Here is a 15,320-nt window from a genome sequence, read left to right as displayed (position 1 = left end):
CAATTGTTAACGTTTAAAATAACCTTAACAATACATCAACTATACGTCCGGATGTTTTACCATCCCAAAGGTCGGGAATAGCGCCTTTTTTCCATTCGTTATTAAAAAGTATATCGAATGCGGGTGGTATAGCAACCGGATCCGTCCCTAAAAGCTCGTTAGTACCAATGGTACATGTTTCGGGCCTCTCTGTGTTGTTACGTAAGGTCATACAAGGCACATTCATAACGGTAGTTTCTTCGGTTATACCGCCAGAGTCGGTAACTACAGCTTTAGCGTGCTGTACCAAATAGTTAAATTCCAGGTAACCTAAGGGATCTATCATATGCAGGTTTGGTGCCTCTATACCCACGCTCTTTAGCATTTTAGCTGTACGGGGATGTACGGGGAATATCAAAGGTAAACCCCTGGATGAATCAACAATTGCACTCATTAGCTTCCTTAAGCCATCTTCCTCATCTACGTTGGCAGGGCGGTGAAGCGTCATAACTATATACTCTTTAGGCTTTAAACCCAATTCATTCCAAACAGGTGGTTCCTTAAAGTTTGGCATTTGTGTTAGCAGCGTGTCTATCATGGTATTCCCTACAAAAAATATGCGGCTATCATCAATTCCTGCTTTTTTAAGGTTAATGTTGGCTGTTTCTGATGTCGTGAAAAAGTAATCGGTTATGGCATCTGTAACCATACGATTAATTTCCTCGGGCATCGTCCAGTCACCGCTGCGAATACCAGCCTCTATGTGGGCAACTTTAATATTGTTTAATTTTTTGGCAGATATGGAGCAAGCCATAGTTGATGTTACATCGCCAACAACCAAAACAAGGTCGGGGCGGTGCTCCATCAATACTTTTTCGTAGCGGATCATGATGGCTGCGGTTTGCTCTGCCTGGGTGCCACCGCCAGCCTCCAAATTAATATCTGGTTCGGGGATGCCTAATTGTTCGAAAAAATCGCCCGACATTTTTTTATCGTAATGTTGGCCGGTATGTATCAAACGGTATTTAATATCTTTCCCTTCTAAAGCGGCTTTTTTGATTGCTGCAATAATTGGGGCAATTTTCATGAAGTTAGGGCGGGCACCGGCTATTATATCTACAAGCATATTTTTATATTAATAAGGTTTTAAAGATCCGTTTAGATACTACGCTGGAATCAAAATCGTAAAACTTAACGATCGCATTCTTTCTAAGTACCTGGTAATTATCATTGTTAATTTTTGTTATGGCTGCTTTTAACTCGGTTATCGACCGGGGTGTTATCAAATACCCGGTTGAACCATCATCCACTATCTCCGGCACCTGTTTCCAGTTGGTTGATATAACCGGTTTGCCACAGGCATAGGCTTCTATCAAAATGCCCGGGTACCCCTCTCCGGCATAATAGGTGGGTAACACAATTACATCGTATTTGTTTATAGTATCGTAAACATTTGCCGGCAATACCTGGCCTTTATATTCTATGTTCGGGGTACTGGTTATCAGATCAAGCAAAGCGGGCTCTACAACTGCGCCGTAAAAATGAAGGCAGTAAGAACTATCCAGATCTTTAAAAGCATTCAGTAACTCGTTAACACCTTTGCTGGCCTTTATGTGGCTTATAAATGCAAACTGTTTATTATATGTGTTAAGATCGCCATTAGCCGTATTTTTCTTTCGTACATTAGGAAACCAGTGCGTATTGACATTATATTTTTTAACCGCGTTAAGCAATAGTTTCGATTCAACAAATAACACGTCGAGCCTTTTTAAAAGAGATTTGATAATAGCGCCTTTAACGGGCTTAGTCAAATCCTGGTCAAGTTCGCCGCCAAATTTTCGTAGGGCTATTTTTTTAGGGCTAATAATATTAAAGAACAGAAATAGGGGCAGCAGGTAGATATAATCGCGAGATGAATTAAAAAACACAACATCATGTTTTTTACGCAGCAATATGTATTGATAAACAATGTTTAGGATAGACAGGCTTTTACGGCGGTAATTATTTTTATTGGTATCTATAAGGGTATAACTAAGCCCGGCTAAGTCTAATTCTTCAATTAAGTTTTCGAATAAAACTACCGCCCCCCCGGCACCTTGTTTATGGTTTATCCTTGGGCCAAGTACTAAAAACTTAATATTACTCATTGCTTTAAAGCTACGTTATACAAAATCGCGCATTACAATCCCGGTTTTTACAATTTTACCCGGTACACCTACCACAATTGACCCTGATGGCACATCAGTTAACACAACGCTATTGGGGCCAATAACCACTTCATCGCCAATAACAATGTCGCCTAAAATGCGGCACCCTGCACCTAAATAAACATTATTGCCAATTTTGGGCACCTCTACTTTTTTTGACCGGCCACCAATAGTAATACCCTGCCCAATTACACAGCCTTCGCCAATAATTGCACGGGCATGCACAACAACACCTATGCCCCCGTAAGCAAACGTGCTTTTTTTACCTATTTGTGTACTTGCAGGTAAACTGCTGTTAAACATTAAAAACTGTATATAGTATAACAGTTTAGGCAAAAGAGGGATTCTTTTGCGATGTAAAAAATTAGCTATCCGGTGCAGGTGTATTAAATTCATATCAATATTTTTTCGGCAATATCTTTGGCCCGTCTTTTATCAGAAAAATACTCGAGCGTATTTTTAGCCTGTGCTGTTATCATCTGCTTCTCTTTAGCATCCATGTTAAGCAAATAATTAATTTCTGATATTATCTCTTCAGTATTATTCAGATCAATTGCTTTGTAAGATGTGTCTTTTAACACTTCAGGTATCCCGCCAATGTTTGATGTAACTACCGGCAGGCCTGCTGCAAACGCCTCCAGTAACACTAACCCAAAACCCTCATGCCTTGCAAGGTGTACCATTACGTCGCATTGTTTCATAATGGTATATACCTCTTTGCACTGGCCAAGTAACACCACACGGTCCTCAAGTTTAAGTTGCTGTATAATGCTTATTATTTCATCGCGGTAGTTGGCCGCACCTTCTTCAATCGCTTTATCAAAGCTATCGCCGGCAATAATTAATGACACATCATGAGGCAGTTGCGATAATACATTCAATAAAATATCTATCCCCTTCCTTTTTACCAAGCGGCCAATAAATAGTAGTTTTTTCCCTTTTACCGCATTTAGCTTTTCAGTAATATCTGTTTCCTTACCAGCATCATTGGTAAAGGTATTTAGGTCAATAGAGTTATGTATGGTTTGTATTTTATCCGGGGCTATTGAAATGTATTTGAGATTTTCATTCCTGACAAAATCTGATATGGCGTAAGCTTTAAATAAACTCTTAACAACTAACGACCGCCAAAGCTTAAAACGAGGGGCTTTTGTTACCGAACCATGCGGATAATCATGCAGGGCTACTAAATGTTTAAATTTTATAAAAAACCGGGCTATCGCGGCTATTGTATCTAAACCTGTATTAGTTGTTATAACATAATTGTATTTGTTGGTTCTGATAAGATTAACCAATTTAAATACGGCAGAAAAAACACCTCCTAATGTGTTTGCATTAAGCCAAACAATTTGAGGCACGCCGGCGTCCTTCCATTTTTTAACATCATTTGGGGTGTCTAAAAACCCTAAATTGTATTGGCTTAAAATATCTGCGGGGACACCTATTTTGTTAAGCTCCACTGCTAACCTCGACTCCAACATCTCCGCTCCTCCCGCCGAAATTTTCCGAACGCATATTAGTACTCTCATCATTTAATTTTTGAGAAAAATAAAAAAACACAAAAAAGATCAATACGAAGTACATACTCCTGTCAAACGAGTGGTAGTAAGACTGGAATGTTATGATATTGAAAATAAAAAGCATTGTTAAAAAATCGGAAAGCGGTTTATACAGCGATCTCCACTTTTTGGTTTTCCGATAGAAAAAGAAGATGTTCACCAAAGCGGCAGACAATACACCAAAGCCAAGCAGGCCAAAATCTAAAAGGTTATTTATAAAGTAATTGTGGCTGTTAGTTGGCTTGTTACTTATAGTTGGCGCATATTTAAAAATTACATTTTTTCCATTGTCCAGCCCGAAGCCGAATATGGGTTTATCAGTAAAATGCTCAAGGCCTACTTTAATAGCATTCCATCTAAAACTTGATTCATCTTTATCCTCTACCTGCCGCTGGTATTTTAAGTTATATGCATTTATTTGATTTTTATAAATATCGCTTTGCGTGATGTATGTAACAGAAGCCAGGGCCAGCACAACAATTGCACCTATCAACGGAACCGATCTTTTTATATTCCCCATGAATAGTAAAGCATATACAAGAATAACCCCAAAAGAAAGGATTACAGATGTAGAGTATGAGAACAGTAAAAGAAAAGTGCATAACAGCGCGATACCCTTATATAGTAACGATAGCCTGATCTTATTTAGGTAAAAACTCAGGAAAATAACCGGGCCAAATAAAATAAATGATGAAAAATCAAACTTATCTCTAAACCCGCCTCTAATGTAAAAATTGTTATCATCAAGGCCCACTTTCATGGCGCCGCCTAAGCCCTCGGGGAAGAGATATTTGCGGGTAATAAATTCATAACTGCCAAAAATAATACTTGGAATAAGGCAGAGCATAAGCCTTTTTAGCACCAAAGTGTAATCGTCTTTCTTGATCTTGATCTTAATTAATGCAGATGAAACACATGTCACCCATACCAAATTAAACATTAATGTTAAGCAGTATAAAGCTATTTCGCCTTCATTTAAAAGCTTCACGAACGTGTATAATACAATCAACAACAAAAATCCATAAAACAACGCCAACTTATTGTAAACAAAAGACGACCAGTATTTAATGGTCATGATTATTCCTGCAATAATGGCTATTTGAATTGGTGTAACAGGTATACCACCAAAACTAACAGATAAAGGGTCGTTTATTTGCGAGGCAATAAAGTAAAGAAAAAAGGCTTTTACACCTGGGTGTTTAAAAACACTATTTTTTGTCATATACGTTCAATAAGGCTTCTTACATTATTCTTCCAACTGAAACGATCAAGAAGTTTATCAAAATCAAATGCGGTGTTATAGTTGAGCAGCAGGCTATTAATGGTTTCCTGCAAATTGTTATTATCGTACAAATATATCATACCCTGCTGAGAATGTAATTTAAAAAAATCAATATTAGTTGCCAGCACAGGCTTTTTAAAGGTTAATGCCATAAAGTAAAAACCCGATGTAGTGATCCTTCTGTAAGGCATCCATACAATATCGGCCAGTTCAAAAAAGTTGGCGAAATCGGCATCGTTCAACTTACCGTCTATTACAATTACTTGAGGAATTTTATGCAGCCGGGCTTTGTGCTCATCAGATATGCTTCCTATTAAAACGAAAACCAAATGCTCCGGCAATTGGCCGTTTATTAAAAACTCAATAGCATCTGCGCTGCCCTGATAGTCCTTTTTACTGCATTTTAAAAGCACAATCTTTTTAGTGGGTGGGACATTTAACTTCTCCTTTGTGTATCTGTGGCCAGACTTGTAAAAATCTTCGTAAGTGCCATGTTCTACCAACACATATTTGTCGCTAAAATCTGTCTGTACAACCTTTTGCAACTCGGTATAACTATTGGTGGAATGGCCTACAATAATTTCGAAGTGCTTTACAATAAACTTCCTCATCCATACCTCCAGGTTGTATGAACGGTACTCGTGTGGCAAAGCGTTATGTGCAGACCATACAAGTTTATATCCTAACGTTTTAGCCACAATGCAGTTAAACCTAAAATAAAGGCATTTAATAAAAGATCTTAACATACCACCCTTGCGCCAGCTAACCTGTGGCCAATGGAAATAACACACCTGCACCTTACCGGCGTTTTTAATAAGATTGATGATGTTAAAATTAAATACGCAAAGTTCCCATCCGTAAAAATTGAGCCATTTGCATAAAAGCGCCAGAAACGGATTATCGGAATATTGCGGTGGTGGGTATGATGCGTATTTAACCATTTATAACTGCCTCCGCCAATTTATTCCAGCTGTATGTATCTGCAACCACCTGTTTATTTATTTGATATGCTGCATAGTTGCTTCTTATTTCGGCCATAGCAGCCGCGTATGCCTCTATATTATATTGAGTAAGTATACCGGAGCCGCTGTCAATAATTTCTGAACTGGCGGTTTTTATGCCCGGCTGGTTAGAATCAAACGCTACAACGGGTTTACCCGCAAACAAAGCTTCTATAATGGTTTGCCCAAATGTTTCGTGTACAGATGGCAGCAAATAAACATCCGCAAGTGTGTAAAAAATGTTAGGGGTAAGTGTTTTGCCCATAAACAAAACCTTATCTGTCAGTTCAAGATCAGCAGCGAGTTGCTTAAGCGTACTTCCCTCTGGGCCGTCGCCTACAATTAGCAGTATTGCGTTTGTATGATCAATGGCTTTAAAGGCTCTAATTGCAATATCAATAGCCTTTTGACGCACAAGTCGTGAAAGGATGAGGTACACAAATTTATCCTTATCGATACCTATCTGTCTACGTGCCTCATCTTTACCCGGCAAGTTTGCAAAATAATTGGTATCGATACCAGGCTGGGCTATTACAATTTTATCCTTTGATGCCGGTGCCACACTTAACACTTGCTCACCCATGTTTTTACTAAACACAATTATCTTTTTGCAGGCATTTAATAACTCCACTTGAATACCCTCAAGATACTTCATAAAAACATAGCTAACTACTATGTCTTTTAGCTTCTTAACAAAGTAACTCGATGACTTAATACCGGCAAAGCCCCTGTCCTGAATTTTAACTACCCCAGGTATTATGTAAACTATGTTTTTAAATCCGGCTTTTACAGCCGCATAGCCGGTTATGTGGTTACGCGTCACTACAACATCTGGCAAAAAGTTAAGCTGCTTAAAAAAGGAAGCACAGGCCTTTACCTCATTATAGAATTTTAAAATTTTGAGTGCCGATATTTTAGGGTTATAGGAGCGGAACCTCTTTACTTTAATATTGTCAATAACTTCTTCGGCAGGCAATCTACTATCGGCCGGCCCGCTATCGCTTGCTACAATTAAAACTTCGTGCCCTTGCTGCTTGTAGGTTTGTGCTAAATAAAAAAGTGAGTTTTCTATTCCTCCAAAATGAGGCTTGTAATAATATGACGTGAGTAAAATTTTCATTTAAATTACCGGAATAAGGGTTTATAGTTCATTTCGTAAAGCAACCCGCTTCTCCTTTTGCCGATAGGTTTAGCAGGAACCCCACCCACTATTGTTAACTCTTCTACATTTTTGGTAACAACGCTATTACACGCCACTACAGCGCCGCGGCCAATGGTAACACCCGGTAGTATTGTAACCCGGGATGCTATCCAAACGTGGTCTTCAATAATTATATCATCGCCTTTAGATTTATGGTAATCGTCATGTACATCATGCTCCAGCGTCCATATGTTTGTTTCCTGGGCAATGTCAACATTGTTGCCTATAATTAGTTTGCCCCCCCGCCCGTAGAGTAAAACTTTTTGGTTTATAATGGTATTGTCACCAATACTAATATTCTTTCCCGAACGGATCTCGACGCCCATCAAAATAGTCGATTTTTTACCGAAAGAATGTATAGTTCGCCTGACAAAAAACTCCCTAAAGGTGTGCGACGGGAAATACATCGCCCATTCATTAAAAAGATAACTTTTTAGGCTTATATATACCTTTAAAAGTCTAACTAAAAAACTTTTCATATTCAGTAATTAAGATCTTCTGTTTTGGCATGTTTATGATTTACGCCAGGATATGAACTCTTGGCGCAAGAGTTACATCGTCGCCAACTTCAATATGCCAGCAATGCGAATTATCAATAATGCAACCCTGTATTATTTTATAATTTTCACTAATTGTAAGCCCGCGTGCAACTAACGCTTCTATATCAGACTCGCCCCTTAGTTTATCAGTTATTTTTTTAGCATTGGTGTAATTATTAACACTTAATCAATCCTTATCTTTTCTTCAGATTTAATAAAGCAAACACGTTTTCGCGGTATAAAAAGCCTGCAAACCCTGCTGTAAGCAGTACCATTTCTAACGATATCGTTAAAATATTGGCTTTAAATAACCAATGAGTATGATAGCCTATGGCCACTATCAAAGCCGAAGCGAATACAATAAAAGCATTAAGGTTTACGGTGAATATTTGGTTTAATTTCACCCCATACAGATCATTACCAGCCCTATAGGTAAATATACTAAGAAATACAGTTTGTATTGTTGTACCTAATATTACCCCATAAAACCCCATATAATAGGTTAGTAAAATAGAAAAGGCGCCATTCATCAATGCAGTAACCGAATCTATTCTGAATATTCTTTTAGTATCTCCTGTAACAAACATTGTACGATAAATGAGGCTGTAAAAACCTGATAATGCCCAGTTGAAAACGGCTATAAAGGCCCATAAAAAGTATTGATCATATTCGGCGGTGCGCATCCAGAGTTCAAAGAATTTTTGCCCTACAAGCGCAAAACTGGCTAATACAAATAAAAATAATGCGAATATCATTACTGTGATACGCACAATTAATTTACTGACATCTCCGCCGGATGACTTGGTTCGAATAATATGCGGCTGTAAAACCGAATAAAGGTTTGCTGTTAACGATTTTAGTAAAAAAAACGGCCGTGTAATAATGGTGTATATTGAAACCGCCGATACACTAATAAGGCTGCCTACAATAAATTTATCGGCTTGAGAAGAAAAGAACCCAACCAATGAGAGCAGGAAAATTTCTTTAGTGTATTTAAAGGATGACTGTTGAAAAAGTTTTTTGCTGATAATAACTTTTACACGGATACCATCTAATATGCCGTTCTTCTTCACCAGGAAAAAGTCTATCAGGTAGGTTATTACATAAAGTGCCATATTGGCTATACCAAACGCCGTAATAGAGGGCTTAAAGTAAAATACCCAACCAATAATGAGCACATTTACAGCTATGATTAATATCTGGTAAATATTTTTTTCGTGGAATATACCTGCCCCCTGTAATATGTTGGCAGGTATAAAATCCATAAAAACAAATAAGGTACTAAATATGGCTATAAAGAATAATATGCGCGCTTCGTCAACATCCCCGGCGCTTATTTTAAAAAATGAAGCCGCATTGAACATAATGATAAAGCATATACCTAGTACAATAACCATCGATATAAGATTAATGGACAAAGCCGTACTTAATGACGACTGAAATTTAGCCTTATCCTTATCATATAGGTACTCTGCCGTGTACTTTATAAGCGATTTACCTGCTCCAAAATCCAGAAACGTTAACGAGGTTGCCAAACTGGTTGATAGGATAAACAAGCCGTACAATGCCTTACCATAAACTATCAGATAAATAGGGGTAGTAAAAAACGCTAAAAATAATTTTATAATTAAAATGCCGTAATTACTATATGTATCTTTTATTACCTTTTTCTTATCAAACATTCTCTCGCATTATCTTGTTATCTTCTCCACTTTTAAGCATATGGCATAGCTATTGGGTATCAATCCCAAAAAATAAAATCCTGCAGGTTAGGATTATCAAGGCTTTTAATTATTTGCACTATACTGTCTGTTTGGTTAATACTTTTTAAATTATTAAAAGTATATCCATTAAATTTTCCATGTTTAAACTTAACAGGAATATTTTTTTGGTAAAGAAACATCATCATGTAAAAATACTTTTGTGCAAGTTGTGCCTGGTTTTCCAACAGATCGTTATTTACCAATAGCTTCTCTAGCATTTCAAAGTACTGTGCCGTATTAACCGGATCGTACGTGAAGCCCTTATTACGATAATGCGTTTCAGATATTAACACAATTGGTTTAGCCATCATAGCAAACTCAAGGCCTACTGTAGAAGTATTTACAACACCAATGTCAGACATGTCTATCACAGTAAACGAGTTAATATCCATCTCGGGGTCAATTACACTTACATTGGCAGGTAATTGATTGTTAAATTTCTCTCGTATTAGGTTACCATAGCGCTCGTTAGTACCTAACACCTTTTCTGCGGGGTGGCTGCGCACCAGTACATGCACACTGGGGTTATCCTTAAAATAATTGATGGTTTGTTCGATACAGTTTAAAGCAGAAGGAAAAGCAATATCGCGCGCTACGTTAGCAGCATCCCATATCAGGTTTGTAAAAATGGTTATTACTTTTGCATCTGGCTTTATTCCAAGTTTGTTTTTAACAGCTAATACATCCGCTTCTCTCGGAGCTGGGTTATACGAATATACGTCGCCTTTTTGTAATTCCCTGTCAACCATGTATTCCTGCACCATATCATGTTCTTTGGGCGTTAGTTGCTTGTCTGCGTACCTGTCCCAGGCGGTATCAAAGCTCCAGTCTGGCGATGGCTGGTTAACGTTAAAGTTAGTGGATGCGTTTCGTTTACCCCTATCGTAACAAATGTATTTGATGTTGTTACGTACACAATATTCTGCAACAGGCTGCCATGTACAATATATACCATGCGAGAACATTACATATTTGTATTCCTTTTTTTGGCAAAGGCTTTTAACCTGCATATAATTGGCCAGCGCTGTTTTCAAGAACTCTGCAGCCCTTTCAGCAGCATCCGCTTCAAAGTTGGTTGATTTGTAAAACCTATACATCACTCCCAATACAATATCACCAAAGTCTATCCCATCATATTTAAATTTTAATATTTCGTCCAGGTTATTCTTTACCGGGGCTATCATAACATCAATCTCTTTGGGGAAATTAATATATTGATACTTAACGTTTGCCGATTTTAACCAACGCCGAGCTGTTTTAACAAGATCGTTCCAAAACGTGTCCTTCCCAACGTCATTAAGAATTCTTTTTGTAATCAGTTCGTTAAGCGGGACGGCCTCATCATATATCAAATAATCAACGTTATAACCCTCCAACTTTAACAAATGGTACATCATTATCTCCAAAGGAGTTAAATACATATATCCTATACCCGAGTACAACAGAATATTACCCTTAGATGCTGGCGGCGATTTAACATCTTTATACGCATCATAAAGTTTTTTACTTTCTATTAAATTTTTTACAATACGTTTTGCTTTAGATATAATAGAACTATTTAAAGCCTTTTCATTTTTCATAGTAGGTACATTAATGGCTTAATTAAGCCCATTCAATATCATTTTTAATTATTTTAGCCGGTATGCCCGCAGCAAGAGAATGTGCAGGCACATCTTTACTTACTATACTTCCGGCTGCGATGATAGCTCCATCACCAATAGTTACTCCCTTTAATATCTTAGCGCCTGCACCTATCCACACGTTGTTACCTATTGTAATAGGCCTGGCCGATGGAAGCTTCTCTGAGTTTACAACGATGCAGTGCATATCATCATCAACTATTTCACATTTCCAGGAAATGGCACAATTACTACCTATTTTCACTTCGGTACGTGCAAATATCATCGAGTTTGGGTTGATGTATGTGCCATCACCTATACTTAGTTTGCCGGGAACATATATTTTACAATCCCTCGCAATCCTAACCTTGCCATTAATGCTAACAACGGCATTTTTATATATTCTTAATACCCCTTTTGCGTTGGGTGTTAAAGCATTTCGGTTAGTAAATGTTCCTAAGAAAAGTTGCCCGTTGATATCAAGTGTGCCCTGGTTTTTGTAATTTACTTTAAACGACCGATAAAACTTAGAGCCGTTAAATAACGCACCCCTTATAACAGACAACAGGTCATCAACCTTACTTTCGCTTTTAGCCAGTTTCTTTAATATCTGTTTCATTTAAAGCAGCTTAACTATTATGCAACCAAACTTAAGTTTTTAATAGCGGCATTAAAACGTTGTTTAGACCGCCCGTCTAACGCTTCAATTTGTTTGGTAACCATTTCTGTTTGTTTAACCATGTCGGTATAAAACTGGTTAAACGGTTTAATCATATTTAAAATATCATTGTGCTTTTGTACATAACCGGCACCACATACCAAACCCATTTGTGTTAAACCGGTATATATAAACTGCTGATTATCTACATAATAAGCGGCAAAAATTGGTTTGCGCAATGCTACAGCTTCGAAGCTTAAGGTACTTGTTGGTACAACTACAACTTTGCTTGCCTGCATATACTGCATCATCTGGTTCTGATTGAGGTTATGTAGTACGGTTATATTTTGCTGCGGATGGTAATTTTTAAAAGAAACATCTTTTGTAGCCGCTACAAAGTAAATAGGTGAACTAAAACCACTTTTTAAAAGTTCATCAGCAAAATTATAACCGATACCAAGTGGGTCTGCACCACCAAAGCATATAAATACCCCTTCACCTAATAAATCAACGCTTGTTGTTTGTTGTGCTGCTTCTAAAAAAGCCGGCCTAAGCATCGCGTATTTTAAGCCAAGTAAATACGTTTTAGGGTTGATACCTTTGTAACTTTCACTGCTTATACCGGGGCAATGGTTTACAATAACATCGCCACCATAAACATCCTGTGGCAGGTCGCTTATTTCTATAACAGATGCCACAAAGGATTTAATGGCTGCTACCCATTCTTTGGTAAAGTTGTAACCATCTATCCATAAATTGTCCTGCCTGGTAAGCAGCGTTCTTAAATGCGCGTCATCCTGTATATACTGGGTATGCCAGTCTGCCAGCAGCGGGGCACAATAATCTTTGTTCTCTGCTGCTATTAAAAATGATACTTCGAAATCATCTTTAAACATTTCGGCAAGTGCAAGCGTACGCGACAGGTGCCCCCTCCCGATAGTTTTGTTAGCATCAACCCTAAACAGCATCCTATTCATAAAGTACTATATATGATCGGTTACTCGTGTATGTAACCGCAAAAACCGGCAATTTTCCAACTGCCAACATGTTTTAGCAAAAATAAGCTGCGCCACTTTAACGGTATTATTTGGCCATTGGTAAGTGTTAAGGTGCCATCAAATACCTTATGTACCAGAACCGTATCATCATGAAAATCAAAATTTTCCAGGCGGGTAGTCTTATAAAATACTTCTCGTGGGTTTGATGCAAAATCATTTTTTGCAAATCCCTCGCTGTCTTGCATCCATTGAACTTTGTAAGACTCTAATGTTGGGAAAGTTAGTTTCCAGCTTTGCGGATCGGTACTTTTACCCATGTCTACCCCAAAAAAGCCTTCAGAAATATACCCGTCAGCAACCATATCCCAGCTTTGTGCTATAAAACCATCAAAGTCGCCGCGGATAAGCACTTCCCATATCTCATAATGATCGGTCCCTTCCTCATACGGGTTTACTTCCCAGCTTTCCATTAGTTTATTGCTGATGATTTAATGTACTCACCCTGTTCAATATCCGCATTCAATGTTTTACCAATAAGCGACGGCAATTCATAAGGTGGTAGTGCATCTTTAGGGCATGGCCTTAATACGGTAAGATCAGCCTCGGTTAAAACGTCGCCTGCCTGCAGTTTGCGGGTAGCGCGTACAGCCCTGCGTTGTACAATTACCGTATTCTTTTCGTTATCCTCTACTTCTTTAATACCGGTACCTACCGATAATTGCAGATATTCTTTATTATCTACATGCTGCGCTGTAATAGCGAAACGCTCTTCAAATGATAAACCCGGTTTCAGGTCGGCCTTTAGGGCCCTGGTTTCGTCCACCATTTGTTTCCACTCTTTAGGCATCATAGAAAAGGCATGGTCCTGGCCTTCAATTGTGCTATCGAATGTAAAGTGTTTCTCAACCGCGCAGCAATCAAACAAACCTACAGATGCCAATACGCTTAGGCTACCGTGCGTATGGTCTGAAAGGCCAACCGGGATACCCGGCCATAATTTATTATAAGTATCAAGCACCTTTAAATTAAGGTTGCTGAAACGCTCCCTGGTAACAGCCTCCGGCTCGCCATACCTGGCGGTATAGTTGGTGTTACATTGCAGCAATAAAATGTTATCAGTTTTTTTAAGCGCTACGGCCATCGCCATTTTTACTTCGTCGAGGCTGCTTGCACCGGTTGCAATTATTAAGGGCTTATCGTATGATGCCATTAATTCTATTTCCTCGTGCCAGGTAATGTCACCCGAACCAAGTTTAAATGCAGATACATAAGGTTCTACTGCCTTAACCAACTCAAGCGAGTATGGCGAGGTAAAGTACGACATGTTTAGCTTCTCGGTCAGCTCTTTTAATTCAAGCGTCCACTCAAAGGGGATCGAAGCCGCTTTGTACGAGTCGAAAACCGACGTTTTCCAACCACTTTGGTGTGTTTTAACATTCTCAAGGTTTTTAAAACCATGGTCAGACACGATAGTTTCGGCGCTAAAATTTTGCATTTTAACCGCATCCACACCAGATTCTGAACAGGCATAAATTAATTCCTTGGCTTTGCTAAGATCGCCACCGTGGTTTGATGCAATATCGGCTATAAAGTATACCGGGTTATTAACATCAATTTGCTTATTGTCTATTTTTACACTCATGGTATTTAGTGCTTAATGTATTTTCTTAATTCGGGTATTTGCAATATACCCTGTAAAGTATCTTGCTGTGTGGTCATAAAATTGTGACCAAGCACTTCGTAAATGCGTTTTGGTATGGCAACCAGGTTAACATCGCGCGTTGCACCGCCAACAATTAATTCGGTAGGGTAACCAAATAACTTTGCCTGATCCTGTAAAAAGGTATATTCTTCTGAACTATCTGTTGTACCAAAGTGAATAATCCCTGTTACGCGCTTTTCAATAAGCGCGGCTACACCATCTATCATGTGCGATGCCAGCATCCTGTTTTGCACAACCCCTCTGTCAACTGTAATGGTTTGCCCGTCTTTCAACTTTTTAAGCAAGCCCTCGTTACGGGTTATACGATGAGGCACCCAGCCCTGTAACGATGCAAATCTTAAAGCACACCAGTTAATTGACGAGGCTTGTAAGGTTTCTTCACAAGCGGCTTTAAAAGCCCCATATTCCGATATCCCGTTCGCTTTAAGATCTTCGGTAAGCGGAACACCGCTGTAACCGTCTAATGCTAATACAGACGATGCATACACATAATAGCCACTCTTTTTTGCAATGTGTGTTATGCAATACTGGTGTATACCCGCACCCTGCTCGTCCTCTCCACGCAAAAAATTAACTATAACATCCGGATCGTAATCATCAATCACCTGCTGATAATCTGACAGATCAACAGGTTTAAATTTCTTAACCGGGGAGGTAAAATCAACGTCGAGGTTATGCAGCGTACCCCCTAATGCAAAAGAAGGTTCTGATAAGGCCAGCTTGTTAAGTAATAAAAAGCCTAACCATGATGCCGCGCCTAAAACTAAAACCTTCTCTTGCTCCATTATTAA

At 38.6% G+C, this 15,320-nt stretch carries 15 protein-coding genes; all 15 read right to left on the bottom strand.

Translation table 11 applies throughout. The features are described 5' to 3' along the window. Nucleotides 1–13: 13 nt before the first annotated feature. Nucleotides 14–1,105 (bottom strand): non-hydrolyzing UDP-N-acetylglucosamine 2-epimerase, encoded by a 1,092-nt coding sequence (gene wecB / locus ACFQZI_RS03325; RefSeq protein WP_377138367.1) that lies wholly within the window; start codon nucleotides 1,103–1,105, stop codon nucleotides 14–16. Between the two features lie 4 nt (nucleotides 1,106–1,109). Continuing rightward, on the bottom strand, nucleotides 1,110–2,126 hold the full coding sequence (locus ACFQZI_RS03320) for a glycosyltransferase (protein WP_377138364.1): 1,017 nt from the start codon (nucleotides 2,124–2,126) through the stop codon (nucleotides 1,110–1,112). 15 nt (nucleotides 2,127–2,141) lie between these two features. Next, the gene (locus ACFQZI_RS03315; RefSeq protein ID WP_377138362.1) at nucleotides 2,142–2,489 is read right to left on the bottom strand and encodes a serine O-acetyltransferase; all 348 of its coding nucleotides are present in this window, start codon (nucleotides 2,487–2,489) and stop codon (nucleotides 2,142–2,144) included. A gap of 89 nt (nucleotides 2,490–2,578) precedes the next feature. Next, a complete protein-coding gene (locus ACFQZI_RS03310) occupies nucleotides 2,579–3,646 on the bottom strand; it encodes a glycosyltransferase family 4 protein (protein ID WP_377138359.1) in 1,068 nt (355 codons plus the stop codon). Further along, complete coding sequence (locus tag ACFQZI_RS03305; protein ID WP_377138356.1) at nucleotides 3,636–4,967, bottom strand: O-antigen ligase family protein; 1,332 nt, start codon at nucleotides 4,965–4,967, stop codon at nucleotides 3,636–3,638. Before ACFQZI_RS03305 ends, ACFQZI_RS03310 begins: the two co-directional genes overlap by 11 nt. After that, nucleotides 4,964–5,968: a hypothetical protein gene (locus tag ACFQZI_RS03300; protein ID WP_377138353.1), complete on the bottom strand. Its 1,005-nt coding sequence runs from the start codon at nucleotides 5,966–5,968 to the stop codon at nucleotides 4,964–4,966. Before ACFQZI_RS03300 ends, ACFQZI_RS03305 begins: the two co-directional genes overlap by 4 nt. Continuing rightward, entirely contained in the window at nucleotides 5,961–7,148 is a 1,188-nt protein-coding gene (locus ACFQZI_RS03295; RefSeq protein WP_377138350.1) for a glycosyltransferase family 4 protein, read from the bottom strand. Before ACFQZI_RS03295 ends, ACFQZI_RS03300 begins: the two co-directional genes overlap by 8 nt. A 5-nt stretch (nucleotides 7,149–7,153) precedes the next feature. After that, the gene (locus ACFQZI_RS03290; RefSeq protein WP_377138347.1) at nucleotides 7,154–7,708 is read right to left on the bottom strand and encodes an acyltransferase; all 555 of its coding nucleotides are present in this window, start codon (nucleotides 7,706–7,708) and stop codon (nucleotides 7,154–7,156) included. A 254-nt stretch (nucleotides 7,709–7,962) separates the two neighbouring features. Then, complete coding sequence (locus ACFQZI_RS03285) at nucleotides 7,963–9,450, bottom strand: lipopolysaccharide biosynthesis protein (RefSeq protein WP_377138344.1); 1,488 nt, start codon at nucleotides 9,448–9,450, stop codon at nucleotides 7,963–7,965. Nucleotides 9,451–9,509: 59 nt separating this feature from the next. Beyond that, nucleotides 9,510–11,111, bottom strand: coding sequence for a capsular polysaccharide export protein, LipB/KpsS family (locus ACFQZI_RS03280; protein ID WP_377138341.1), 1,602 nt, complete (start codon nucleotides 11,109–11,111; stop codon nucleotides 9,510–9,512). A 22-nt stretch (nucleotides 11,112–11,133) separates the two neighbouring features. Beyond that, complete coding sequence (locus ACFQZI_RS03275; protein WP_377138339.1) at nucleotides 11,134–11,769, bottom strand: acyltransferase; 636 nt, start codon at nucleotides 11,767–11,769, stop codon at nucleotides 11,134–11,136. 17 nt (nucleotides 11,770–11,786) lie between these two features. After that, the gene (locus ACFQZI_RS03270; RefSeq protein ID WP_377138336.1) at nucleotides 11,787–12,785 is read right to left on the bottom strand and encodes a hypothetical protein; all 999 of its coding nucleotides are present in this window, start codon (nucleotides 12,783–12,785) and stop codon (nucleotides 11,787–11,789) included. A 20-nt stretch (nucleotides 12,786–12,805) separates the two neighbouring features. Further along, nucleotides 12,806–13,276, bottom strand: a complete 471-nt coding sequence (locus ACFQZI_RS03265; protein WP_377138333.1) for a hypothetical protein — start codon at nucleotides 13,274–13,276, stop codon at nucleotides 12,806–12,808. Then, on the bottom strand, nucleotides 13,276–14,448 hold the full coding sequence (locus ACFQZI_RS03260; RefSeq protein WP_377138331.1) for an N-acetylneuraminate synthase family protein: 1,173 nt from the start codon (nucleotides 14,446–14,448) through the stop codon (nucleotides 13,276–13,278). Before ACFQZI_RS03260 ends, ACFQZI_RS03265 begins: the two co-directional genes overlap by 1 nt. Nucleotides 14,449–14,453: 5 nt before the next feature. Next, nucleotides 14,454–15,314, bottom strand: coding sequence for a hypothetical protein (locus ACFQZI_RS03255; protein ID WP_377138329.1), 861 nt, complete (start codon nucleotides 15,312–15,314; stop codon nucleotides 14,454–14,456). Nucleotides 15,315–15,320: the final 6 nt, after the last annotated feature.

The organism is Mucilaginibacter lutimaris, from assembly GCF_042676625.1.
Taxonomy (GTDB): domain Bacteria; phylum Bacteroidota; class Bacteroidia; order Sphingobacteriales; family Sphingobacteriaceae; genus Mucilaginibacter; species Mucilaginibacter lutimaris.
The sequence above is the reverse complement of the archived record's forward strand: the minus strand, read 5'-3'. Positions and strand labels throughout refer to the sequence as shown.